Origin of the sequence: Demequina sediminicola, from assembly GCF_000975055.1 — a bacterium.
GTDB classification, from domain to species: Bacteria; Actinomycetota; Actinomycetes; order Actinomycetales; family Demequinaceae; genus Demequina; species Demequina sediminicola.
Map to the genome: position 1 here is coordinate 247,618 of NZ_BBRB01000002.1, position 21,692 is coordinate 269,309.

Consider the following 21,692-nt stretch of genomic DNA (forward strand, 5'->3'; position numbering starts at 1 on the left):
GCCGGAAATCCCGGTTCTTTGGCATGCCTGGAGAAGCGTGAATCAGCCACTCAGCGCCCTGTTGTCACACCTGACGTTGCCGTCTCTCGACGATGGTGCGCACCTGGTCGCTGCACCAGCAGCAGTTCCAGCGATAGTCGGAGCTGCTCGTAGCGACGCTCCGTTGGTGGTAGTCACGGCCTCCGGCGGTGACGCCGATACTCTCGCCGCCGCGCTTGGCGCCTACCGAGATCCCGCCTCCATCTCGGTCCTGCCAGCGTGGGAAACCCTTCCCCACGAACGCCTCAGCCCGCGTTCCGACACCGTCGCCCGGCGTCTTGCAACGCTGCGCCGGCTCGCTCACCCACAGATCGTCGCCGAGGAAGCGGGACTGCCGCCCCTGCAGGTGGTGGTGGCTCCCATCCGGGCGCTCTTGCAACCTCTCGTCGCAGGTCTCGCGGATCTTGAACCCGTCCACGTCAAGGTCGGGGAAAGCCACGACCTGACCGAACTGACCGAGGCGCTCGCGGCTGCCGCCTACACCCGTGTGGACATGGTGGAGCGACGCGGCGAGTTCGCAGTGCGCGGTGGCATTGTCGATGTCTTCGCACCTACGGACCCGCACCCCGTGCGTATCGAGTTCTTCGGTGACGAGGTCGACGCGATCCGATCATTCTCCGTCGCTGACCAGCGATCGTTGGAAGCCGTGGAACGCCTGTGGGCGCCGCCGTGCCGCGAGCTGCTGCTGACCCAGTCGGTGCGCGACCGTGCTGCGTCGCTCGTGGACTCGGTCCCCGCCGCAGGCGAGATGCTTGCACGCATTGCGGATGGTCAGGCTGTCGAGGGCATGGAGTCACTCATCCCGTTGCTGGTTGACCGCTTGCAGGCTCTGCCGGAGATTCTTCCTCGCGAGACCCGGGTGGTGCTGGTCGAGCCCGAGCGCTTGGCCCGTCGCGCTGAGGACCTCTCGCGTACCGCCGACGAGTTCCTTGCCGCAGCATGGGTCTCCGCGGCTGCTGGCGCTGACTCGCCATTGGAGCCCACCGAGGGATCGTTCCTGACGCTCGAGCAACTCGAGGAGTCGGCCCAAGAGCGCGGGCTTGCCGTGTCGACCATCGGCCCATTTGGTGGAGCCGATGCCACGGTCACCGCGCTGCGTGACCTCGAGGACCACCGGGGCCGGCTCCGGGAAGCCCTCAACGTATTGCGCACCCGTCTGGCCGAGGGCTGGCAGGTAGTGCTGACGGCAGCGGGAACCGGAAGCGCGCATCGTCTCGCAGAACAGCTAGCCGAGGACGAGATCCCCTCGCGCGTGCAAACCGTTTTCGAGCCCGTCGAGGGCGTCGTGTCCATCGTGCCAATGATCACCGGAGCCGGTTTCTCCGCTGAACCGGACAAGGTCCTCGTCATGCACGAATCGGACCTCACCGGACGTGCCGCCGTGGCAGCCGGACCCAAGGTCAAGGTGCCGTCCCGGCGCCGCAATGCCGTTGACCCCCTCCAACTACGCACGGGTGACTTTGTGGTCCATGAGGCCCACGGCGTCGGCCGGTTCGTGGAACTCACCAAACGCACCGTGCGTGGCATCGAACGCGAATACCTGGTGATTGAGTACGCGCCCTCGAAGCGCGGCGGACCTGCAGACCGTCTGTCTGTGCCCAGCGATCAGTTGGACCAGGTCACCAAATATGTCGGCGGCGAGGCTCCCAGTGTCAACAAGATGGGTGGCTCTGACTGGGCCAAGACCAAGGGCCGCGCCCGGAAGGCCGTCAAGGAAATCGCCAGCGAACTCATCCGCCTCTACTCGGCACGCATGGCGACCACAGGTCACGAGTTTTCGCCCGACACCCCATGGCAGCGGGAACTCGAAGAGGCATTCCCCTTTGTCGAGACCCCTGACCAGCTCTCGACCATCGACGAGGTCAAAGCGGACATGGAACGCTCGGTGCCCATGGACCGCCTCGTCTGTGGTGACGTGGGCTTCGGTAAGACTGAAATCGCCGTCCGTGCCGCCTTCAAAGCCATCCAAGACGGCACACAGGTCGCAGTACTGTGCCCCACCACGTTGCTGGTGAAGCAGCACGTCGACACCTTCACCGAGCGCTTCGCTCAATACCCGGTGACCGTCAAGGCGCTCTCTCGTTTCCAGAGCGACAAGGAAGCGAAAGAGATTATCGAGGGCCTGGCCGACGGTTCGGTAGACCTGGTCATTGGAACCCACCGCCTCATCACGGGTCAGGTGCGGTTCAAGAAACTCGGCATGGTCATCATCGACGAGGAGCAGCGCTTCGGTGTCGAGCACAAGGAAACCCTGAAGGCCATGCGGACCGACGTGGACGTCTTGGCGATGTCGGCTACCCCCATCCCGCGCACGCTGGAAATGGCCGTCACCGGTATCCGCGAGATGTCGACGCTGGCCACGCCCCCTGAGGAGCGTCACCCGATCCTCACCTATGTGGGACCCCAGGAGAACCCACAAGTCTCCGCCGCGATCCGCCGCGAACTGCTGCGCGACGGCCAGGTCTTCTACATCCACAACTCGGTCAAGACCATCACTGCCCAAGCCCGCCGACTCAGCGAACTCGTGCCCGAGGCGCGCATCGCCGTCGCTCACGGTCAAATGAGCGAGAAGCAACTCGAACAGGTGATTGTCGACTACTACGAGAAGCGCTACGACGTGCTGGTGTGCACCACCATTGTCGAGACTGGCCTGGATATCTCGAACGCCAACACCCTGATCGTGGAGCGCGCCGACAAGTTCGGTCTCTCGCAGCTCCACCAATTGCGTGGCCGTGTAGGACGAGGCCGCGAGCGCGCGTACGCCTACTTCCTGTACCCGCCAGACAAGACGCTCACGGAAACGGCCCACGACCGCTTGCAAACCATTGCCGCCAACACGGATCTGGGTGCAGGTATGGCGGTGGCGATGAAGGACCTCGAGATTCGTGGCTCTGGAAACCTGCTGGGCGGCGAACAGTCCGGCCACATTGAAGGCGTGGGCTTCGACCTCTACATCCGTATGGTGGGCGAGGCCGTCGCCGACTTCCGCGGCGAAGGTGAAGGCGAACGGACTCCCATGACGATCGACCTTCCGATCGATGCGCACATCCCGACCCAATACATCGAACACGAGCGACTCCGCCTCGAGGCCTATCGCAAGATCGCCGATGCCATGGAACCGGAAGCCCTCGACGCGGTCGCAGAGGAACTCAAGGACCGCTACGGGAACCTTCCCGAATCGGTCGAGAACCTCCTCGCCGTCGCGCGGCTGCGCATCGAAGTGCGAGAAACCGGCATCACCGACGTGGTCTCGCAGGGCAAATCGGTGCGATTCAGCCCCGTTGAACTCCCCGATTCTGCGGCAATGCGACTCAACCGCCTCTACCCAGGAACCGTGATCAAGCCTGCCGTGCGGCAAATCCTGGTACCGGCCCCCATGACTGCCCGCGTGGGCGGGAAACCGGTCGAAGGCGTCGAGGTTTTGGACTGGGTGAGGCAGGTCATCGCGGCCACCCGGGTTGCGCCAGTAGGATGACGGGCATGAAGCAGCGCCAACACCGACGGATCCTCGCCGCCACGCTTGCTGGCGGCGCACTCCTGCTCACCGGCTGTGCCGTCCCGGGCCAAGAAGGCTCACCGGCTAGCGCAGTCGAATACCACGACGAGGTCATTACCAACGAGCGCGTCGCCGACCTGTTCAGCGCCTGGACCAATGAAGCCCACGTGACGGTCGACCGTCGTTCGGTCGTGACGCTGGAACTGCTCCGCGAGCCGCTCCTTGAGCGTGTCGACGAGCTCGGGGTGTCCTACAGCCGGGACACCATCAACCAGATTGCTGACGTGCTGAAGCAGCAGGCCGGTGTTGAGGGCGTGGCGAGCGATGAACTCGTCGATGCTGTCGAGGCATCGTTCCTTGTCGCGACCTACGTGACGACACCACAGGGCAGCGAGATCCTCGCCGAGATCGTCACCTCCATCGGAGACGATGCCGTGTCGTCGACCCGCACGGGTGAATGGAGTGAGGAAGAGTTCACGCGGACGGTCGAGATCGCCACGCCGATGGCACTAGAAAAGGCCCAAGCCGGCGACGTGCGATGGATTGCTGACATGTCCGTCACCAAGGCGTTCGTCGACGTGGACCAGCCCTGGGTTGCCGGTGAGTGAAGGCCTTACCCGCCTGGTCGGGGTGATGGACCAACTCAGGTCCCCCGGTGGCTGTCCATGGGACGCCGAACAAACGCATGAAACACTGATCAAGCACGCCATTGAGGAAGTGTTTGAACTCGCAGAAGCGGTAGAGACTGGCACGCGTGAAGACCTGCGCGAAGAACTGGGAGATGTGCTTCTCCAGGTGGTCTTTCACGCCCGCGTTGCTGAAGAAGACCCCAACGATCCCTTCGACATCGACGTGGTGGCGAACGGCGTAGCGGACAAACTCATCGAACGCCACCCGCACGTCTTCGGGGACGCCGATGCCGGCACGGCCGCCGAGGTCCACGCACGCTGGGAGAAAATCAAGAAGGAAACCAAGCGCCGCGAGTCGGTCTTCGACGGGATTCCGCTCGACCAGCCGGCACTCGCCCGCGCTCAAAAAGTCATCAGCCGGGCAGGCAAAGCCCAGGTGCAGGTGAACGACCCCGCCGGCGTCGGCATCGGCCCTCAACTTCTTGCCCTCGTGGCACGTGCTCAGGCCGAAGGTGTGGATGCCGAGGCTGCCCTGCGCGCCGCCGTCCGCGACTACGAAGCCGCCGCACGCGAAGCCGAACAGGGCGCCGCAACGGGAAGTTCACCCACATAGGACGTTTGTCAGGGCGCAACCCCAGCGGGGCATCGCTAGACTCACGAAGAGAAACCCATACATCCAACATAAGGAGCAACATGGCTAGCATCGAGGCTGTAGGAGCACGCGAGATCCTCGACTCGCGCGGCAACCCGACCGTTGAGGTTGAGGTCGCCCTCGAAGACGGCACCTTTGCACGCGCCGCCGTTCCGTCCGGCGCATCGACCGGTGCTTTTGAAGCCGTTGAGCGTCGCGATGGCGACAAGAACCGTTACCTCGGCAAGGGCGTTGAGCAGGCCGTGGATGCCATCATCGATGACATCGCACCTGAGATCGTTGGCCTCGACGCCACCGAACAGCGTCTGATCGACCAGACCATGCTCGACCTGGACGGCACCGACAACAAGGGCAAGTTGGGCGCAAACGCCATCCTCGGCGTCTCGCTCGCAGTTGCCAAGGCTGCTGCCGACTCGGCCGACCTCGCACTGTTCCGCTACATCGGCGGCCCGAACGCGCACGTGCTGCCCGTTCCCATGATGAACATCCTCAACGGTGGATCACACGCTGACTCCAACGTTGACATCCAGGAATTCATGATCGCTCCCGTGGGCGCACCCACGTTCCGCGAGGCCTACCGCTACGGCGCTGAGGTCTACCACGCGCTCAAGTCCGTGCTCAAGGAGCGCGGCCTTGCTACCGGTCTGGGCGACGAGGGTGGCTTCGCGCCCAACCTCGAGTCCAACCGTGCCGCTCTGGACCTGATCCTGGTCGCCATCGAAAAGGCCGGCTTCAAGCCAGGCGAGGACGTCGCACTCGCCCTCGACGTTGCAGCCACCGAGTTCTACGAAGACGGTGTCTACAACTGGGAAGGCGGCAAGAAGACCGCCGAGGAGATGACCGAGTTCTACGCAGAGCTCGTCGACGCCTACCCGCTGGTTTCCATCGAGGACCCGCTGGACGAGGACGACTGGGAGGGCTGGGCCGCCCTGACCGCTCGCGTGGGCGACAAGACGCAGATCGTCGGCGACGACCTGTTCGTCACCAACCCCACCCGCCTGCAGCGCGGAATCGACGAGAAGTCGGCCAACGCTCTGCTCGTGAAGCTCAACCAGATCGGTTCGCTCACCGAGACCATCGACGCTGTGTCGCTGGCTACTCGCAACGGCTTCACCTCGATGGTGTCGCACCGTTCGGGCGAGACCGAGGACGTCACCATTGCTGACCTCGTGGTGGCCCTCAACACCGGCCAGATCAAGACCGGTGCTCCCGCCCGTGGCGAGCGCATCGCTAAGTACAACCAGCTGCTCCGCATCGAAGAAGAGCTCGACGACGCCGCAAAGTACGCCGGCAAGTCGGCCTTCCCGCGTAGCTACTCGGCATAAGGCCACTGTTGGGTCGGCGTGTGATGCGCTGACCTGGCACTGCACATCAGGGCCGCGATCCCCACGGGGGTCGCGGCCCTGATGCATGTCTGGACCACCCCTCCCGCTCCCGACCCCCTCCGTCCCGCCCTCGTCCCTCATCGTCTCGCACCCACCCCGCCCCCCTTCCGTCCCGACGAAATGGTGCGAAATGTGCCATCCACGGGTCTTTTTGGCACCTTCTGCACCATTTCGCGTGCGTCGGTCGCGAGGGGTGGCTGCGCGGGCTGGATGCGAGGCTCGGATGCGAGGTGCCGGTCGCGAGGGGTGGCTATGCGGGGTGGATGCGAGACGCGGATCGCGAATCGCGAGCACGGGCATTCACTTGAAGCTCGCTCATGCGACTCGCGGCGCCGTCCTCGTGTGTCTGAGCCGGAAGTTGGGGGAGAATGAGGCGGTGACTGCTCCTCGCCGCCCCGGTGCCCCGCGCACCTCGTCGCGCTCAAGCGCGGAGGCAAAGCGACGCAGCGGATCCCGCACCGGTGCCCCCGGAGCAGCGCGTCCCAGCGCGAGCCGGCCCAGCAATCGCAGTAGTTCCAATGCGGCTGGCAGGGCACCCAGTTCTAGCCGCTCAGGCGCCTCCCAAGGTGGATCAGGCAAGAGCGCATCAGGTTCCGCACCCCGGATAGATGCGAGCGACCCGCGCGGATCGTTTGCCAGCATGCTCACCTGGCGCACGGGCGTCATCGTTTTGGTCGTGATCCTGTCCTTTGTGGTCGTGACACCTACCGTCCGCGCGTATTGGGACCAGCAAGCAACGCTCGAGGATTTGCGAGTAGAAGCGGCCCAGGCTCAGGCAGAGGTGGATGACCTCAATGCTCATGTGGCGCGTTGGGAAGACCCCGCCTATGTGGTCGCACAGGCCCGCGAGCGCCTCACGTACGTGTTCGAAGGTGAGACCCCATACCGTGTTGTCGATCCGGAGTTTGTGACGGATGGATTGACAGAGGACGATGCTGAGGGCACCAGTGCAGACGCGGGTTCGGCATTCACGCCCTGGTACGACTCCCTGTGGGACAGCGTGATTGACGCGGGCGGTGAACCTGTTGTCGAGGACGTGGGTCCGAGCCCCGAGCCGGCGCCCCAGGACAGCGACGATGAAGAGTCCCCGCTGACCGACGTAGACTTTGGCGGGTGAGTCACTCTTCCGTCACTGATGCTGACATTGCCGTTTTGCGGGCCCAACTGGGACGCCCCCCACGTGGAGTTGTGGAGATCGCAGCGCGATGCGTCTGTGGCAACCCCACCGTGGTGCACACGTTTCCACGTTTGCCGGACGGCACTCCGTTCCCCACGCAGTACTACTTGACGCACCCCGAGGCTGTCTCGGCTGTGTCGACGTTGGAAGCCAATGGCGTGATGAAAGAGATGACTCAACAGCTCCAGGACGATGAGGAACTCGCGGCGGCATACCGACGGGCCCACGAGCGTTACCTTGAGGAGCGCTACGCGATGGACGATGTCCCTGAGATCCATGGAATTTCTGCGGGGGGCATGCCTGACAGGGTCAAGTGCCTGCACGTCCTGGTAGGCCACTCGCTCGCGTCTGGCCCCGGTGTGAACCCCTTGGGTGATGCCGCTCTGGAGCGAATCGCCCATCAGTGGCGCCCTGACCGTTGCACCTGCCCCGCACCTGAGGAGGACTAAATGGCTCGCGTTGCCGCCATCGACTGTGGAACAAACTCCATCCGTTTGCTGATTGCAGATGTTGCTGCTGACGGTGCATCCCTGACGGATGTGGTGCGCGTCATGAAGGTTGTGCGCCTTGGACAGGGCGTTGACCGCACGGGTCAGTTCGCTCCTGAGGCGCTGGAGCGCACCTTGGAGGCGACGTCCGAGTACGCGGCGTTGTGCCGTGAGCATGGCGTTGAGGCAGTGCGCTTTGTGGCGACCTCTGCCACGCGCGACGCGTCGAACCGTCAGGAGTTCATCGATGGTGTCAAGGAGCGGCTGGGTGTCGAGCCTGAGGTGATCTCGGGTAACGAAGAGGCGGCGCTGAGCTTCCGCGGTGCGGTGTCGGTGGTGGCCGATGACTTGACGCCGCCGTATCTCGTTGTCGACCTTGGGGGAGGGTCGACGGAACTTGTCTTGGGTGAGAACGGTCCTGCCGGCTCGCATTCGATGGACGTGGGCTGCGTCCGCATGACGGAGCGTCATTTCGCGGACGGTGCTGACGGTGCCGACCACATCGCCGACGCTGCGCCATCGGTAGAGCGATTTGATGCGGCGGCAGCCGATGTGCGTGCAGCACTGGATATGGCCCTCGCCGATGTTCCGGTGGCCCAGACCCGCACGCTCGTGGGCCTTGCCGGCACCATTACTACGGTGACTGCACATGCGTTGGGGTTGGCCGAATACGACCGCGAGGCCATCAATGGTGCACGGCTGAGTGTCGACGAGGCGCTCGCATCGTGCAATGCGATCCTGGCGGCCTCGCGTTCAGAGCGGGAAGCAATGCCGTTTATGCATCCCGGTCGCGTTGATGTGATCAGCGCTGGCGCACTCGTGTGGCGCGAAGTCGTGACGCGTGTTCGTGATGAGGTGGCTTCTGCCGGGGGCAAGCTCGAGGAAGTGGTGACCAGCGAGCACGACATCCTTGACGGGATTGCGTTCTCGACTGTCGCACGTATCTGACGCACGTATGTGAGTCGCCCCTCGCCTGAGCTGTCCGCACCTCTTAGTCCTGAGCGGATGTGAGCCGCGCGCACCGGAGAGGGTTCGGGATACGGCACAATCGAGAGGCACGCCCCCGTAGCCCAATCGGCAGAGGCAGCCGACTTAAAATCGGTTCAGTGCGGGTTCAAGTCCCGCCGGGGGCACTCGCTCACCCACGCTTTCCCAGCAGGAGCAGAGGAGCGTTTCTACGCCGCAAGTGATGCGGAGGTCCTCCTGCGAGCGCGACGGGAGCATCCCAAGCCTTCCGTGCGTTCACGCGTCAGTGAAATCCGTCTGCAGGAGGATGTCACGACGGGCCGTCCGGCTTGTATGCTGATGCGACGTAATCTCTCGAGGAGGACCCTTTGTCCAGCCCCGTCTTTAGTGGTGCCAACAGCGCGTTCAAGCCTGGTGCCACCATCAACCCTGATGGCTCCACGGTTTCCGCAACCGAATTGGACCAGCACTTCAATGCGCCTTCGGCCACTCCGCTCGAGACGGGTCGGATGACCTATGAAGGCGTGATCAGCAAGACGAGCGCCATGATTATTCTGGCGTTCCTGCTTGCCGCTCCCGGCTACATGTTCTTCTCGTTCGCGGGGCTCATGATTTCTGGCCTCGTGGGCATGGTGCTGGGCCTGGTGCTCGCGTTCAAGAAGACCACGCCTCCTGCGCTCGCGATCGCCTACGCCGGCATTGAGGGCTACTTCCTTGGATCGTTGAGCAACTACGTAGAGACCTACTTCAACGCCCCCGGCGCGGGCTTGCAGGCGCTGCTTGCGACGGGTGTGACGTTCGCCGTGTGCTTGACGCTTTACCGCACCGGCAAGGTCCGCTACACGCCCAAGATGCAGAAGTTCCTCATCATCGGTGGAATCTCGTACCTGGCGTTCTCGCTGGTGAATCTTGGTTTGATGTTGTTTGGTGCCACGGACTCCCCGTGGGGTGTGCGCTCAGAGATCGAGATCTTGGGCCTGCCTCTTGGCGTGTTCATCGGTGCATTCGCCATCATCCTTGCGTGTGTGTCACTGATTGGTGACTTCGACTTCATCGAAAACGGTGTCAAGCGCGGACTGCCAGCACGTTACGAGTGGACAGCTGCCTTTGGCTTGGTCGTCACTCTGGTGTGGATGTACACCGAGTTCCTTCGCATCATCGCTCTGTTGCAGGGTCGCGACTAACTCGACCTCCCTGTGGATAAGCCCCGTAGCCCTTAGGCTGCGGGGCTTATCTCGTTGTAGCGTGGCGGCGATGTCTTCTATCTTGTGACCCTGCTACCCAAAGAGGCGACGATGCCGCTGTTTGATCTGTCCTTGCCTGAACTTGAGCGTTACCGGCCTGACGTGCGTGAACCCCAGCACTTTGATGAGTTCTGGCGGGCCACCATCGCGGAGGCACGCGAGCATGAAGGCGAGCCGATGCTGGCGGACGCGGGCTGGAACCTCCCGCAGCTGAGCATTCGGGATGTGATCTTCCCTGGCTATGGCGGACACCCGATTCGTGGTTGGTATGTGCGACCTCGGGGTGTGCAACAACCGTTGCCGTGCGTGGTGCAGATTGCTGGCTATTCAAGTGGTCGCGGACACGCCCTTGACCACACGTTCTGGGCGAGTGCCGGCGTTGCACATTTTGTGATGGACACTCGTGGCCAGGGCGCTGGCTGGGGAAACGGTGGCGAGACTGCGGATCCCGTGGGTCACTCGACGTCGGCGCCTGGTTTCATGACGCGCGGCATCGAGGATCCTCGTGACTACTATTACCGGCGCGTCACCACCGACGCCGTGCGGGCTGTGGACGCTGTCCGCATGCTCCCTGGGGTGGATGAGCAGCGGGTGTTTTTCTCGGGTGCCTCGCAGGGCGGCGGCATTGCGCTTGCTGTAGCGGGCCTCGTGGATGGCTTGGCTGGTGTGATGGCTGATGTGCCGTTCTTATGCCATTTTGAGCGGTCGCTTGCCATCACGGATGCCGAGCCGTACGGGGAGATCATCACTTACCTGTCGACACAGAGGGGTGACCGGAACGCTGTCCTCGATAACTTGAGTTACTTCGACGGCGTGAATCATGCCAAGCGCGCTGGCGCACCTCTGTTGGCATCGGTGGCGCTCAGGGATCAGGTGTGCCCGCCCTCTGGGGGCTTCGCGGCGTACAACTGGTATGGCGCTCATGGTCCGCATCGGCCTCAGACGCGTATGGATGTCTGGCATGACAACGGTCATGAGGGTGGTTCAACGCATCAGCTTGCACGTCAGCTGCAGTTTGTGCGCTCCATGCTGAACTAGCGATCCCGGTCTTGGTGATCGCGGTCTTGGTGACGGCTTCCGCGGGACGTTGGCGGTCGCGGAACTTCGCCCTCACACGACTTCGCTTTCACACGACTTTGCTTTCACAAGACGTAGGGCCGATGCCAGGGTCACTTTGGCATCGGCCCTACGTCTTCGTGGTCTGAGGCCGTAGTGGTGTGGGGTGTCTGTGGTGTGAGGTATCGGTGGCGAGGCGCCGTTGCCGTGGTGGCTTGTGTGGGTGTTTAGGCGTTGCTGTAGCTGACCTGGCAGAAGCCGTGGTTGCAGTAGCCGCCGGGGTTCTTGTGGAGGTAACCCTGGTGGTATTCCTCCGCGTAATAGAACTCGCCGTCACCGGCATCGGACAGGGGGGCAATCTGTGTGGTGATTTTCCCGTATCCCTGGCCGTCGAGGTCGCTCTGGTACTGCTCGCGTGAGCGTTGAGCGGCCTCTAACTGTGCGTCTGTGGTGGTGAAGATCGCGGAACGGTACTGCGTTCCGATGTCTCCGCCCTGGCGGTTCGCAGTCGTGGGATCGTGATTTTCCCAGAACTCCTTGAACAGTGCGTCGGGCGTGACCTTGGCGGGGTCATAGACCACTTGTACGGCCTCTGTGTGACCCGTCTTGGCCGTGCAGGTTTCTTCGTAACTGGGGTTCTTGGTCCAGCCGCCTGCGTATCCGGCTGCGGTGGAGTAGACGCCTGGGGTCTGCCAGAACACGCGTTCTGAGCCCCAGAAGCAGCCCATCCCAAAGTAGATGACCTCGAGCCCGTCTGGCCACGGGCCGTACAACGGGGTGCCGAGGACGACATGGCGGTTCGTGACCTCGATGGGAGCATCGCGCCCTGCGAGTGCCTCGTCAGGCGTGATCATGTGCGTCTTATCGAATCCGAAGATCATGGTTCCTCCTAGATGGACAATCCGTCGTCGCTGGCGTTCACGGAGCTGCGTTCAGCGAACCCTCATCGGCGGCGGTGTTCATGAGGCACAACGCCGGCGCAAGGTGATCTGTTCCGGCTGAGTATTGCGGCACTTCTCCATGGTTGAGACACGGGCCTTGTCGGGGGTGCCTGAGACATGGAAGCACTCGTGGTGTTCGCGCGGCATCCAGGCGTAACGCGCGTTAGGCTCAGCCCATGGCAGAACCCAAGTTGGCGCCGCCGGATTCCCCTCCGCCGAGCAACGCACATGAAGACGCACAGCCGCGCGTGCCTTTCGCGCTACGAGTAGCCGCGGCGTGGTCGTGGCGACTCATCGTTGTCGGGATCGTTGTTGGATGTATCTTCTGGCTCTTCACGACGCTGCCGACGCTCTTCATCCCGTTGGTCATTGCGCTGCTGATTGTTGCTCCGCTGGAGCGTGTGGTGTTCCGCCTCAAGCAACTTGGGGTGCCCCGCGGCCTTGGCGCGATCATCACGTTGCTTGCCCTGTTGGGAATCATTGCGTTCCTGCTGGGAGCCGCGTCATCATCGTTCGTTTCCCAGTTTGATCAACTGCGAGTAGCCGCCGTCGAGGGCTTCGAGACCTTTATGGACTGGCTTGGCGAGGGCCCGCTGGGTGTCGACCAAGATCAAATCGACAATGTGGTGTCGCAGATCCAGTCCTGGCTGACGGAGCATGCCGGCGGCCTTGCCTCTGGTGCGCTGGGAGCCGCGGCCACCATCGGAGGGATCATCGCGGGAGCTGTCATTGGGCTCATCGCAATGTTCTTCTTCCTGCGGGACGGACGCCAACTGTGGCTCTGGACCGTGAAGCTGCTCCCGGACCCTGTCGAGGAGCGCGTGGACATCGCTGGAACGCACGCATGGAGTACTTTGCGTCGCTACACCCAGACCACGGTGTTTGTGGCCTTTGTTGACGCGGTCGGCATTGGTATGGCCGCATGGATCCTCGGTGTGCCGCTGGCCTTCCCGATCGCGATTTTGGTGTTCCTGTTCTCCTTCATCCCGATGTTCGGTGCCACCCTGTCCGGCGCTATCGCGACACTTGTGGCACTCGTCGACGGCGGTTGGACTACAGCGCTGCTGATGCTTGGCGCAGTGCTGCTGGTGCAGCAGCTCGAGGGGAACGTGTTGTACCCGTGGCTGTTTGGAAAGGCGCTGTCGCTCCACCCGCTGGTGGTCCTGCTCACCATTACCGCTGGAACGCTCACCATGGGATTGATCGGTGCGGTGATCGCTGTTCCTATCGTGTCCTTCATCTATGCCTTCATTCGTGGCATGAGCAAGACGTACAAGGCGAGCGAAGAGTCGGTGCCGCCCATCACGTCTCAAGTGCCAGTGATCGCCGAGCGTTCGCGTGACGCAGTCCGTCGTGCACGCGGCAAGATCTCACGCACGAGCGAGATCCGCGTCCACACACCTTCGTCGTCGACATCGGCCGATGCTTCGGTTGCCACCGAGGCTGAGGCCGAGGGCGACACCGGTACCGAGGAGATCCGTCCCACTACGGGCACCATCAAGGTCCGTCGCGGAAGCACTGACGGCTCCGCGGCCAGTGGTTCCGCGCCCACCAACTCCACCCCGGACAGTGCCGAGGGCGACGCAAACGATGGGCGTTCGGACCGCGGTTCCTCATCCTCGTGACACCTGCCACGGCAGACACTCTGCAGTGCGCGTATTGGGATGCGCAGGTGTGCCGATCGTGCTCGCTGATCGAGACACCGCATGGCGTGCAACTGGCGGATAAGGTCACTCAGGCACACTCGGCGCTTGATCCATTGGCGCCCCACGCGACGTGGCATGAGCCGTGTGCCAGCGCGCTGGGGGGCTTTCGCAATAAGGCCAAGATGGTGGTCGGTGGCACTGTCGAGGACCCTACTCTGGGCATTCTCGATGCTGCTGGGCGCGGCGTTGACCTGCGCGCATGCGGACTTTATCCGGCGGTCATCACGGATGCGTTGCCGGTGCTCGCCGACTTTATCCGGCGTGTGGGATGGCAGCCGTATGACGTCCCCACCCGTCGTGGCGAGCTGAAGTATCTGCTGGTCACTGCATCGGCCCGCAACGAACTGATGGTGCGGTGTGTGGCGCGCTCAACGGAGGCCGAGTCGCGCGTCCGCAAGCACCTTCCGTGGCTCCGTGAATGCCTCCCGTCACTCGCGGTCGCAACGCTTAATGTGCTGCCTGAACACAAGGCGGTGACGGAGGGTGACAGGGAGATGGTGCTGACGGACCAGGATTCGTTGACGATGCCCATGGGCGAAGTCGATCTCCATGTGGGGCCGCGTGCTTTCTTCCAGACCAACACGGCGGTGGCGACGGAACTCTACGCGCAGGTGTCACGGTGGATTGATGCCTCGGGTGCGACGTCGCTGTGGGATTTGTACTGCGGCGTCGGTGGGTTTGCGCTCACTTGTGCTGCACCGGGCCGCGTCGTCACAGGAATCGAAGTGTCTCCCCCTGCTATTGATGCGGCGCGGAAGTCGCGGGACGAGGCTCAGTCTCGCGGTGTTGACGGTATGGACAGCGTGCATTTTGAGGCGGCCGATGCTGTGGCGTGGGCTTCCGGGCAACAGGTGTCGGCCGATGCTGTGGTGGTCAATCCGCCACGGCGGGGGCTCGGTGAGTCACTTTCGACGTGGTTGAACGGCAGTGGTGCGCACACTGTCGTGTACTCGAGCTGTCATCTTCCGACGCTTGCCGCCGATCTGCAGCGAATGCCGGCGTACGAGGTGCGAGACGTACGTGTCTTCGACATGTTCCCCCACACCGGTCACATGGAGGTTGCCGCACTGCTGGCGCGGCTCTAGGTCACGTAGCGCACGGTGGGGGCAGAGCGGGGCTATCGTGATTTTCTCGCATACAGGATGGGTCGGCTGGCATGGTGGAGAAGTTCTCAGCGAAAAAGTCTGTGCTCAAGAGATCGGGGACGTGGTTGAGGGCATCGATGTGGTGTCGCAGGAGAACATCGAGGACACCCACCACACCTATGAGTCGTATCCGACGATCCCGGGAGCCGATGCGCTGACAACAGCTCTTGAGGATGCGGTGAGCCCCGTGGCGGACCGCTTCCGAGAGACCGAGAATACTGTCACCGATGCAGGCGTTCCGGAACTGACGGTGTCGTGGGACCTGGTTGGCGCGTCACCCGACACGGTAGGTGTGCGGTTGGCGTTTGCGGAGCACGGCGGAGATGCGTTCGATGGTCGCGCCGAGACGTGGTGGTACGACGTGGCATCCGGCGACGTGCTTCCCGCAACTGCTCTTTTGGACACCGATGCGCTCGCTGAATTGTTCGAGCGTATCGAGGAGGTCGCGAGCGACAACAGCCGTATCGACCAACAGATGCTTGAGGAACACCTTGCCGGTGAAACAGAGTCGCTGCACTCCTTGGCGTTCACCACAGAAGGCGATCTCTGGGTCGAGTTTGACCGGGCTCAGGTCTCCCACGACAACACGCCCATCGGAATCGCGGTATCGGCCGACGGTGTGCTCAGCGACTTTGGCGACTTGGCAAAGGAGTCCGCAATGACCCCCACCGACCCGGCTATCGCGGTGCCGGAGCCGTCTCCTGAGAACAGTGACACTGCAAGCGCAGATGGATCTGGCGAGGTCATCGTTCAAGACGGGGGCAGTGTGGACTGCTCAAGTGCCCGATGCATTGCACTCACGTTTGATGATGGGCCGGTCGAGGGCACCAACGCGCTGCTGGACGTGTTGGCGTCGCGCGGAGTCAAGGCAACCTTCTTTATGGTCGGCACCAACGTTGAGGCCAACCCCGACGTCGTGGCGCGCATTCACAATGAGGGCCACGCGCTTGGCAACCACACGATGGACCACCCCCAACTCACGCGTTTGGATGAGGCCTCCATTCGCGACGAGATCGAATCAACCAACGATCTGATTGAGGCTGCGACGGGAGAGCGATCGGTGCTCCTACGCCCACCGTATGGGGCAACGAATGACACGGTGAGTGCGGTGGCCGCCGATCTGGGCATGGCGCAGATCCTGTGGGATGTTGACCCCGAGGACTGGAAGGATCACGACTCGGCGATCGTGACTGAGCGCGTTGAATCTCACGCCCATGATGGCGCGATCATCCTGTCCCACGACATTCATGAGACCACCCGCAATGCCTATGCCGGCATTATCGACAACCTGCTGGGCCAGGGATACACGCTGGTCACGGTCCCTGAACTCTTTGGTGAACTCACCCCAGGACAGAAGTACTTCAACCGCTAGTGCGGTGCCGCCGCGCACGTTGCGGCACAAGACGGAGGGCCGGTGACGCATTACGCGTCACCGGCCCTCCGTCGTTGAAGTGTGAAACTTAGCCGTTGAAGGGCTCGACCTTCAGCACACGAATCGCAATGTCGTTGCCGTTTGGTGCGGTGTAGCTGGCGCTGTCACCTTCGGCCTTGCCGATGAGTGCCTCGCCAAGGGGGGACTGTGCAGAGAACACGTCCAGGTCCGTTCCCCCAGCAACCTCGCGTGAACCCACGAGGAAGCGCATCTCGCGCCCTGCGACCTCGGCGGTGACGACGGTGCCAGAGGTGATGGTGCCGCCGTCGCTGGCTTCACCTACGGTTGCGGTTTGCAGAATGTGACGGAGCTGCTCGATGCGGGCCTCTTGCTTGGCCTGCTCTTCGCGGGCGGCGTGGTAGCCGCCGTTCTCCTTGAGGTCGCCTTCTTGGCGGCGCTCGTCGATCTCCTTGGCGATGGCAGCGCGGCCTTCGCCAGCAAGCTGGTCGTACTCGGCCTGCAGGCGGTCAAAGGCCTCCTGGGTCAGCCAAGTGCCGGTTGTCTCAGTCACGAGATCCTCCTTAGTGGACGTGACTGGCAAGAATAACAACACCCGGCGAAAACAGCGAAGTACGCCACACCAGGGCGCCTTGTGCGAGCGTCGGTGGTGTTAGCCCGGGACGTGGCAGTAGTTGACCTCGGCGGTAGTTGCTTCTTCCACCGTGGTGATCGGTGTCGTGATGCGTTGCTCGACCCCGTCCGCCGGATCCACCTCAATGATCGTGACGCCCACTTCGGCGAAACTGACGTTCATGGCCCGTACCTGGCATTCGACGACCTCATCGGTGTAGAGGTAAACATCGAACGTGATGTCCATCTCCGTTGGTGAGATGACCTCGAATCCGACAGTGTTCCACCGGGCGTCTTGATCTGCCTGATCGAAGCCAAACCAGGCGGCTACGCCGGTCAGAAGGATGAGCCCCACGATGACGAGTGCCCACGCCTTCTTGGTGAGGCGAGGAATCGCGCCCGAGGCGCCGTCCTCCATGGGTTCGTGGTCTGTGTCGCTGCTCATCATGAGGCAGGATAGTCCACAGAAAGGTGTGTGGCAGTGACCAGTTTTAGCGGAGGACCCGGGTTCCTAGCGTTTGTTTCGACGTTTGCGCTCGTAGCGGCAGTGATTCTGCTGTTCTTGTCGTTGTCCAAGCAATTGCGGAAGGTGCGCACGCGCCCACCCAAAGACGAGGCCAAGACCACTGAGGCGCAACCTGCCGCCGTCGAAGGTGACGTTGCTCTCAACGACGTTGAGGCATCGGCTGGTAGCACGTCAACGTCAGATGTTGAAGACGACGAGGGCGATGGCGACGTAGTGGCAGAAGAAACCCGCGATCGTTAGAGCGTGAAAAATCTCGTGGAAGCCAAAGTACTTCTGTGAGCCTCGCGGCCACTTGGTGCCGTAGATGACCGCTCCTACCGTGTAGCACAGACCGCCCAACACAATCAGCGTGACGACGGCAGCGCCGCCCGCTTGGTAGAACGGGCCGATGTAGCCCACGGCAACCCAGCCCAACGCAAGGTAGAGCGGGACGTACAGCCAGCGCGGGGCGTTAAGCCAAAAGATCCGCAGCAGCAGGCCGATGAGCGCGCCCGCCCACACCGCAATCAAGACTGTGGTCCGTGTGGTGCCCTCAAGCAGCAGCACCGTAAGCGGGGTGTACGTGCCAGCGATGATGAGGAAGATGTTGGCGTGGTCCATCCGCCGCAGCACCGCTCGGGTGGTGGGGGACCAGTTGCCGCGGTGATACACAGCGGACGTGCCAAACAGCATCACTGCGGTGAGCGTAAAGATGGCCGTCGAGATGCGTCCTGCCAGCGTTGGCGCAAACACTACAAGGACCATTCCAGCGACCAGGGCAATCGGTGCGGCACCTAGGTGGAGCCAGCCGCGCATCAGTGGTTTTGCGGGCTCGGGAAGGTTCTCTGCCATAAACCTACGATACCGTAGGTTACGTGGGGGCGGTACCCTGTTCGAACCTCGCCGATGCCGTTGGAAAGGACCCCACGTGAGTCTCCGCGATCTCTTGTACCGGAAGTATGAACGTGACCTGGCCCGTACCCTGCGGACCGAGGGGGACGTCCCTCGACACATCGGTGTCATTCTTGATGGCAACCGACGCTGGGCAAAACAAAGCGGAATCACTGCAGCCGACGGCCACCGCCGCGGCGCCGACAAGATCGCTGATCTCCTCGAATGGTCGCAAGACGCCGGCGTTGAGGTCGTCACACTGTGGATGCTCTCCACCGAAAACCTCGAACGCGACCCCCAAGAACTCGAACCGCTCCTCGACATCATCTGCACCGCAGCAGAACAACTCGCAGCCGACGGACGCTGGAAGATCCAACACGTGGGCTCAGCAGAGCTGCTGCCCGAATCCTCCGCAGCTCGCATCGCTGCCGCCGTCGACGCATCGGCCAACGCCACCGGACTCCACGTCAACATCGCGGTCGGCTACGGCGGCCGTCACGAAATCGCCGATGCCGTCCGCGCCTACCTGCGTGACGGCAGCGACCAAGGCAAGTCCATCGACCAAATCGCCGATTCCTTCACGGTCGACCACATTGCCGAGCACCTGTATACCAAGGGCCAGCCCGACCCCGACCTCGTGATCCGCACCTCAGGGGAACAGCGACTCTCTGGGTTCCTCATGTGGCAGTCCGCGCACACCGAGTTCTACTTCTGCGACGCCTACTGGCCAGACTTTCGGCGCGTGGACTTCCTCCGTGCCTTGCGTTCCTACTCGCAGCGCGAACGCCGTCACGGGCGCTAACTCGACTCTGTACAGCATGTGAACATTGGGCAACATGCCCGCGACACGCGCACAACAATGCACCCGGGTCACTCATAAAGGCGTAGCGTCACAAACGTGGGAACCTCAAATACCCGCATCAACCCGATGCGGGACTGACACCGATCGCCGTGGCGCGGTCGGCGCTCCACGGCCCTAACCCCGGGAGCACCACGTGAGCGCAGTCGAGTTTGACACCACACCCTCCATCAACGCGGAAACCGCCACTGAGTTGCGCACCTTCGTGCTCGATACCTCAGTGTTGCTCTCGGATCCTCGAGCACTCAAAAGGTTCGCTGAACACGCGGTCGTGCTACCCGTCGTCGTCATCACCGAACTAGAAGCCAAACGGCACCACCCGGAACTCGGATACTTCGCGCGCTCCGCGCTACGGTCCCTCGACGAGTTCCGTGTCCGCCACGGCAAGCTTGACTCTCCGGTCCCGGCCAACGACACAGGCGGAACCGTCCGCGTGGAACTCAACCACACCGACCAATCCGTCCTTCCCTCCGGATTCCGGCTCGGGGACAACGACACCCGCATCCTGGCCGTCGCGGCGAACCTCAAGGCTGAGGGACTGTCCGTCACCGTGGTGTCGAAGGACCTGCCCATGCGTGTCAAGGCATCGGCCCTCGGTATTGAAGCCGAGGAGTACAAAGCGGAACTCGCCGTCGATGCCGGCTGGACGGGCATGCGTGAAATCCACCTCAGCGATGAGCACATGTCCGAGCTGTACGACGCCGAACGCGTTGCGGGAATGAGCCCCGAGGACTGCGGCGAAGACCTCTCGGTGCTGCCCGTCCACACCGGCCTCGTGATTCACTCGCCGCGCGGCTCGGCTTTGGGTCGCGTCGACGGCAGCGGCGACGTCCAGTTGGTGCGAGGAGACCAGGAGGTCTTCGGGCTCCACGGCAGGTCCGCAGAACAGCGGATTGCGATCGACCTGCTGCTCGACGAATCTATTGGCATTGTGTCGATGGGTGGGCGTGCCGGAACAGGCAAGAGCGCGCTGGCGCTTTGCGCGGGGCTCGAAGCGGTCATGGAGCGCCGTCAGCACAAGAAGATCATGGTGTTCCGGCCGCTGTACGCAGTCGGTGGCCAAGAGCTCGGGTATCTGCCCGGCAGCGAGGCAGAGAAGATGAACCCGTGGGCGCAGGCGGTGTTCGACACGCTCGGCGCAACGGTGTCCTCCGAAGTTGTGGAAGAGGTCATGGCGCGCGGCATGCTTGAGGTGCTGCCACTGACGCACATTCGCGGCCGCTCACTGCACGATGCGTTCGTCATTGTGGATGAGGCCCAGTCGCTTGAGCGCAATGTGCTGCTCACGATGTTGAGCCGGATTGGTCAGGACTCGCGAGTGGTGCTGACGCACGATGTGGCCCAGCGTGACAACCTGCGCGTGGGCCGCCACGACGGCGTTGCCGCTGTCATTGAGGCGCTGAAGGGTCATGACCTGTTTGCTCACGTCACGTTGGAGCGCTCGGAGCGTTCGGCGGTGGCGGCGCTGGTGACGGACATGCTGGAACGCTTGGACCTTTAACTCGCCCGGACCCGCCCCGCCCCGCCCCGCCCCGCCCCGCGCTTTATCGCCAAATGGCTCCATTTCGCTGTTTTACGTGCTCATAACAGCGAAATGGAGCCATTCGGCATGAAGAGGGGTGTGGTTAGAGGCCGACCTCTTGAAGGAACGGTTCTAGCTCGATCCAGTTCACCTCATCGGGGCGTGATTCGTCCCAGATCTCGGCGTAGCGAGCCTGCTGCTCTGGCGTCAGTGCCAGCCACTTCTTGAGGCGTTCCTCCTGATTGAAGTGCCAGTAGCCCACAATGCGGAACCACGAGTGGTGACGGGGCCACTGCCCACGCACAAACTTGCGCGCAGCACGCGAAGCGCTCGTCTCACACGCCACCCAGATGTAGGTGTCGTCGCTCGGCGTCTCCAGCTGCGCCATAGCGGACTCAATCTCCGACAGCGCCAGGCCGTTGCCGGCGACAATCCACTCAACGTTGACCTCGGCCGCGGAGGGCAGGTCAATCGCGTCGCGCTCGTCGAGGACTTCGATGATGACCTGGAAGGACTCCTCTGCGGAGGCTTCCTCAAGAATGCGGGCGACGGCGGGAATGCCGGTGGCATCCGCAAACAACAGCCGCTGCGTGCTGCCCTCCGGCGGCCCGTAGTAGCCACGCGCACCGCTGATGGCAACCGTGTCTCCGGGCTGGCAATCCCGTGCCCAACTGGCGCCCAGGCCATGCCCATGGGTCACGACATCGACCAGGATGGTGTTGGCCGGCTTGTCCCAGCGGCGAATCGTGTAGTGGCGGGCGATGTCGTGATCGTCTTCCCACCCCTCGGCCGCATCGGGGCCGGGAATGTGGATGTGCACGAACTCGTCGGGCTGTCCTGTGCTTTCCCATGCGCTCAGGGAGTCGCCTGCGAGCGTCACACGGCGCAGGTTCGGCGAGATGTCGATTGAGTCGATCACGTTGACGCGGAACGAGTCAGTCATTGTCACTCCTTCACTACTGGAGAGGGCCGATGCTGGCCCGGGTGGG

The 21,692-nt window shown here is 62.9% G+C and carries 21 protein-coding genes and 1 tRNA gene; 16 read left to right on the forward strand and 6 right to left on the reverse strand.

Annotation, left to right across the window (positions count from 1 at the left end):
• The first annotated feature begins 58 nt into the window (after positions 1 to 58).
• From mfd to eno, 4 genes are all read left to right on the forward strand, one after another.
• Positions 59 to 3,514: a transcription-repair coupling factor gene (gene mfd, locus AOP79_RS06070; RefSeq protein WP_439644679.1), complete on the forward strand. Its 3,456-nt coding sequence runs from the start codon at positions 59 to 61 to the stop codon at positions 3,512 to 3,514.
• 5 nt (positions 3,515 to 3,519) lie between these two features.
• Positions 3,520 to 4,143 (forward strand): hypothetical protein, encoded by a 624-nt coding sequence (locus AOP79_RS06075; RefSeq protein WP_152648031.1) that lies wholly within the window; start codon positions 3,520 to 3,522, stop codon positions 4,141 to 4,143.
• Positions 4,136 to 4,777, forward strand: coding sequence for a nucleoside triphosphate pyrophosphohydrolase (locus AOP79_RS06080; RefSeq protein ID WP_236683268.1), 642 nt, complete (start codon positions 4,136 to 4,138; stop codon positions 4,775 to 4,777). Before AOP79_RS06075 ends, AOP79_RS06080 begins: the two co-directional genes overlap by 8 nt.
• An 80-nt stretch (positions 4,778 to 4,857) precedes the next feature.
• Positions 4,858 to 6,141, forward strand: coding sequence for a phosphopyruvate hydratase (gene eno / locus AOP79_RS06085; RefSeq protein ID WP_062071577.1), 1,284 nt, complete (start codon positions 4,858 to 4,860; stop codon positions 6,139 to 6,141).
• A 375-nt stretch (positions 6,142 to 6,516) separates the two neighbouring features.
• Here the strand turns inward: eno and AOP79_RS11795 are convergent, their stop codons facing one another.
• On the reverse strand, positions 6,517 to 6,843 hold the full coding sequence (locus AOP79_RS11795) for a hypothetical protein (RefSeq protein ID WP_161794232.1): 327 nt from the start codon (positions 6,841 to 6,843) through the stop codon (positions 6,517 to 6,519).
• On the opposite strand from AOP79_RS11795, the gene AOP79_RS11800 reads away from it, so the two are divergent.
• The 6 genes from AOP79_RS11800 (at position 6,842) to AOP79_RS06115 (ending at position 11,114) form a co-directional block, all read left to right on the forward strand.
• A complete protein-coding gene (locus AOP79_RS11800; protein ID WP_062071580.1) occupies positions 6,842 to 7,318 on the forward strand; it encodes an FtsB family cell division protein in 477 nt (158 codons plus the stop codon). The two genes, AOP79_RS11795 and AOP79_RS11800, sit on opposite strands and share 2 nt — an antisense overlap.
• On the forward strand, positions 7,315 to 7,827 hold the full coding sequence (locus AOP79_RS06095; RefSeq protein WP_062071583.1) for a DUF501 domain-containing protein: 513 nt from the start codon (positions 7,315 to 7,317) through the stop codon (positions 7,825 to 7,827). The genes AOP79_RS11800 and AOP79_RS06095 overlap by 4 nt, the downstream gene beginning before the upstream one ends.
• Positions 7,828 to 8,814: a Ppx/GppA phosphatase family protein gene (locus tag AOP79_RS06100; protein ID WP_062071585.1), complete on the forward strand. Its 987-nt coding sequence runs from the start codon at positions 7,828 to 7,830 to the stop codon at positions 8,812 to 8,814. It begins immediately after the preceding gene.
• A 111-nt stretch (positions 8,815 to 8,925) separates the two neighbouring features.
• A tRNA-Leu gene (locus AOP79_RS06105) sits at positions 8,926 to 8,999 on the forward strand.
• 201 nt (positions 9,000 to 9,200) lie between these two features.
• Positions 9,201 to 10,016, forward strand: coding sequence for a Bax inhibitor-1/YccA family protein (locus tag AOP79_RS06110; protein ID WP_062071587.1), 816 nt, complete (start codon positions 9,201 to 9,203; stop codon positions 10,014 to 10,016).
• An 84-nt stretch (positions 10,017 to 10,100) separates the two neighbouring features.
• Complete coding sequence (locus tag AOP79_RS06115; protein ID WP_369401062.1) at positions 10,101 to 11,114, forward strand: acetylxylan esterase; 1,014 nt, start codon at positions 10,101 to 10,103, stop codon at positions 11,112 to 11,114.
• A gap of 245 nt (positions 11,115 to 11,359) precedes the next feature.
• Here the strand turns inward: AOP79_RS06115 and msrA are convergent, their stop codons facing one another.
• A complete protein-coding gene (gene msrA, locus AOP79_RS06120) occupies positions 11,360 to 12,013 on the reverse strand; it encodes a peptide-methionine (S)-S-oxide reductase MsrA (protein ID WP_062071591.1) in 654 nt (217 codons plus the stop codon).
• Between the two features lie 236 nt (positions 12,014 to 12,249).
• Between msrA and AOP79_RS06125 the strand changes: the two genes are divergently transcribed.
• Genes AOP79_RS06125 through AOP79_RS06135 form a run of 3 tightly spaced genes read left to right on the forward strand, consistent with a single transcriptional unit; the run spans position 12,250 to position 16,296 of the window.
• Positions 12,250 to 13,698 carry an AI-2E family transporter gene (locus tag AOP79_RS06125; RefSeq protein WP_062071594.1) on the forward strand — a complete coding sequence of 483 codons (1,449 nt, stop codon included), beginning with the start codon at positions 12,250 to 12,252 and terminating at the stop codon, positions 13,696 to 13,698.
• Positions 13,695 to 14,864, forward strand: a complete 1,170-nt coding sequence (locus AOP79_RS06130; protein WP_369401063.1) for a methyltransferase domain-containing protein — start codon at positions 13,695 to 13,697, stop codon at positions 14,862 to 14,864. The genes AOP79_RS06125 and AOP79_RS06130 overlap by 4 nt, the downstream gene beginning before the upstream one ends.
• A 37-nt stretch (positions 14,865 to 14,901) precedes the next feature.
• Positions 14,902 to 16,296 carry a polysaccharide deacetylase family protein gene (locus tag AOP79_RS06135; protein WP_152648032.1) on the forward strand — a complete coding sequence of 465 codons (1,395 nt, stop codon included), beginning with the start codon at positions 14,902 to 14,904 and terminating at the stop codon, positions 16,294 to 16,296.
• Between the two features lie 88 nt (positions 16,297 to 16,384).
• Here the strand turns inward: AOP79_RS06135 and greA are convergent, their stop codons facing one another.
• Both greA and AOP79_RS06145 read right to left on the reverse strand, forming a co-directional pair.
• Entirely contained in the window at positions 16,385 to 16,867 is a 483-nt protein-coding gene (gene greA, locus AOP79_RS06140) for a transcription elongation factor GreA (protein ID WP_062071599.1), read from the reverse strand.
• Between the two features lie 99 nt (positions 16,868 to 16,966).
• The gene (locus AOP79_RS06145) at positions 16,967 to 17,371 is read right to left on the reverse strand and encodes a DUF4307 domain-containing protein (protein WP_161794233.1); all 405 of its coding nucleotides are present in this window, start codon (positions 17,369 to 17,371) and stop codon (positions 16,967 to 16,969) included.
• 36 nt (positions 17,372 to 17,407) lie between these two features.
• On the opposite strand from AOP79_RS06145, the gene AOP79_RS06150 reads away from it, so the two are divergent.
• The gene (locus AOP79_RS06150; protein WP_152648033.1) at positions 17,408 to 17,692 is read left to right on the forward strand and encodes a hypothetical protein; all 285 of its coding nucleotides are present in this window, start codon (positions 17,408 to 17,410) and stop codon (positions 17,690 to 17,692) included.
• Here the strand turns inward: AOP79_RS06150 and trhA are convergent.
• On the reverse strand, positions 17,630 to 18,283 hold the full coding sequence (trhA, locus tag AOP79_RS06155; RefSeq protein WP_062071606.1) for a PAQR family membrane homeostasis protein TrhA: 654 nt from the start codon (positions 18,281 to 18,283) through the stop codon (positions 17,630 to 17,632). The genes AOP79_RS06150 and trhA overlap by 63 nt on opposite strands.
• Positions 18,284 to 18,359: 76 nt before the next feature.
• Here trhA and AOP79_RS06160 point away from each other — a divergent pair, with 76 nt between their 5' ends.
• Together AOP79_RS06160 and phoH2 are read left to right on the forward strand one after the other, a co-directional pair.
• Positions 18,360 to 19,124 carry an isoprenyl transferase gene (locus tag AOP79_RS06160; RefSeq protein WP_062071608.1) on the forward strand — a complete coding sequence of 255 codons (765 nt, stop codon included), beginning with the start codon at positions 18,360 to 18,362 and terminating at the stop codon, positions 19,122 to 19,124.
• A 226-nt stretch (positions 19,125 to 19,350) separates the two neighbouring features.
• The gene (gene phoH2 / locus AOP79_RS06165) at positions 19,351 to 20,682 is read left to right on the forward strand and encodes an RNA 5'-3' helicase PhoH2 (protein WP_062071970.1); all 1,332 of its coding nucleotides are present in this window, start codon (positions 19,351 to 19,353) and stop codon (positions 20,680 to 20,682) included.
• A 124-nt stretch (positions 20,683 to 20,806) separates the two neighbouring features.
• Here the strand turns inward: phoH2 and AOP79_RS06170 are convergent, their stop codons facing one another.
• Complete coding sequence (locus AOP79_RS06170; RefSeq protein ID WP_062071611.1) at positions 20,807 to 21,646, reverse strand: siderophore-interacting protein; 840 nt, start codon at positions 21,644 to 21,646, stop codon at positions 20,807 to 20,809.
• Positions 21,647 to 21,692: the final 46 nt, after the last annotated feature.

Coding starts and splice junctions, on each gene's coding strand:
- AOP79_RS11795 (WP_161794232.1), bottom strand. CDS start 6,843: ATGCTGGCAAACGATCCGCGCGGGTCGCTCGCATCTATCCGGGGTGCG.
- AOP79_RS06100 (WP_062071585.1), top strand. CDS start 7,828: ATGGCTCGCGTTGCCGCCATCGACTGTGGAACAAACTCCATCCGTTTG.
- AOP79_RS06145 (WP_161794233.1), bottom strand. CDS start 17,371: ATGAGCAGCGACACAGACCACGAACCCATGGAGGACGGCGCCTCGGGC.
- AOP79_RS06075 (WP_152648031.1), top strand. CDS start 3,520: ATGAAGCAGCGCCAACACCGACGGATCCTCGCCGCCACGCTTGCTGGC.
- AOP79_RS06170 (WP_062071611.1), bottom strand. CDS start 21,646: ATGACTGACTCGTTCCGCGTCAACGTGATCGACTCAATCGACATCTCG.
- eno (WP_062071577.1), top strand. CDS start 4,858: ATGGCTAGCATCGAGGCTGTAGGAGCACGCGAGATCCTCGACTCGCGC.
- msrA (WP_062071591.1), bottom strand. CDS start 12,013: ATGATCTTCGGATTCGATAAGACGCACATGATCACGCCTGACGAGGCA.
- AOP79_RS06125 (WP_062071594.1), top strand. CDS start 12,250: ATGGCAGAACCCAAGTTGGCGCCGCCGGATTCCCCTCCGCCGAGCAAC.
- trhA (WP_062071606.1), bottom strand. CDS start 18,283: ATGGCAGAGAACCTTCCCGAGCCCGCAAAACCACTGATGCGCGGCTGG.
- AOP79_RS11800 (WP_062071580.1), top strand. CDS start 6,842: ATGCTCACCTGGCGCACGGGCGTCATCGTTTTGGTCGTGATCCTGTCC.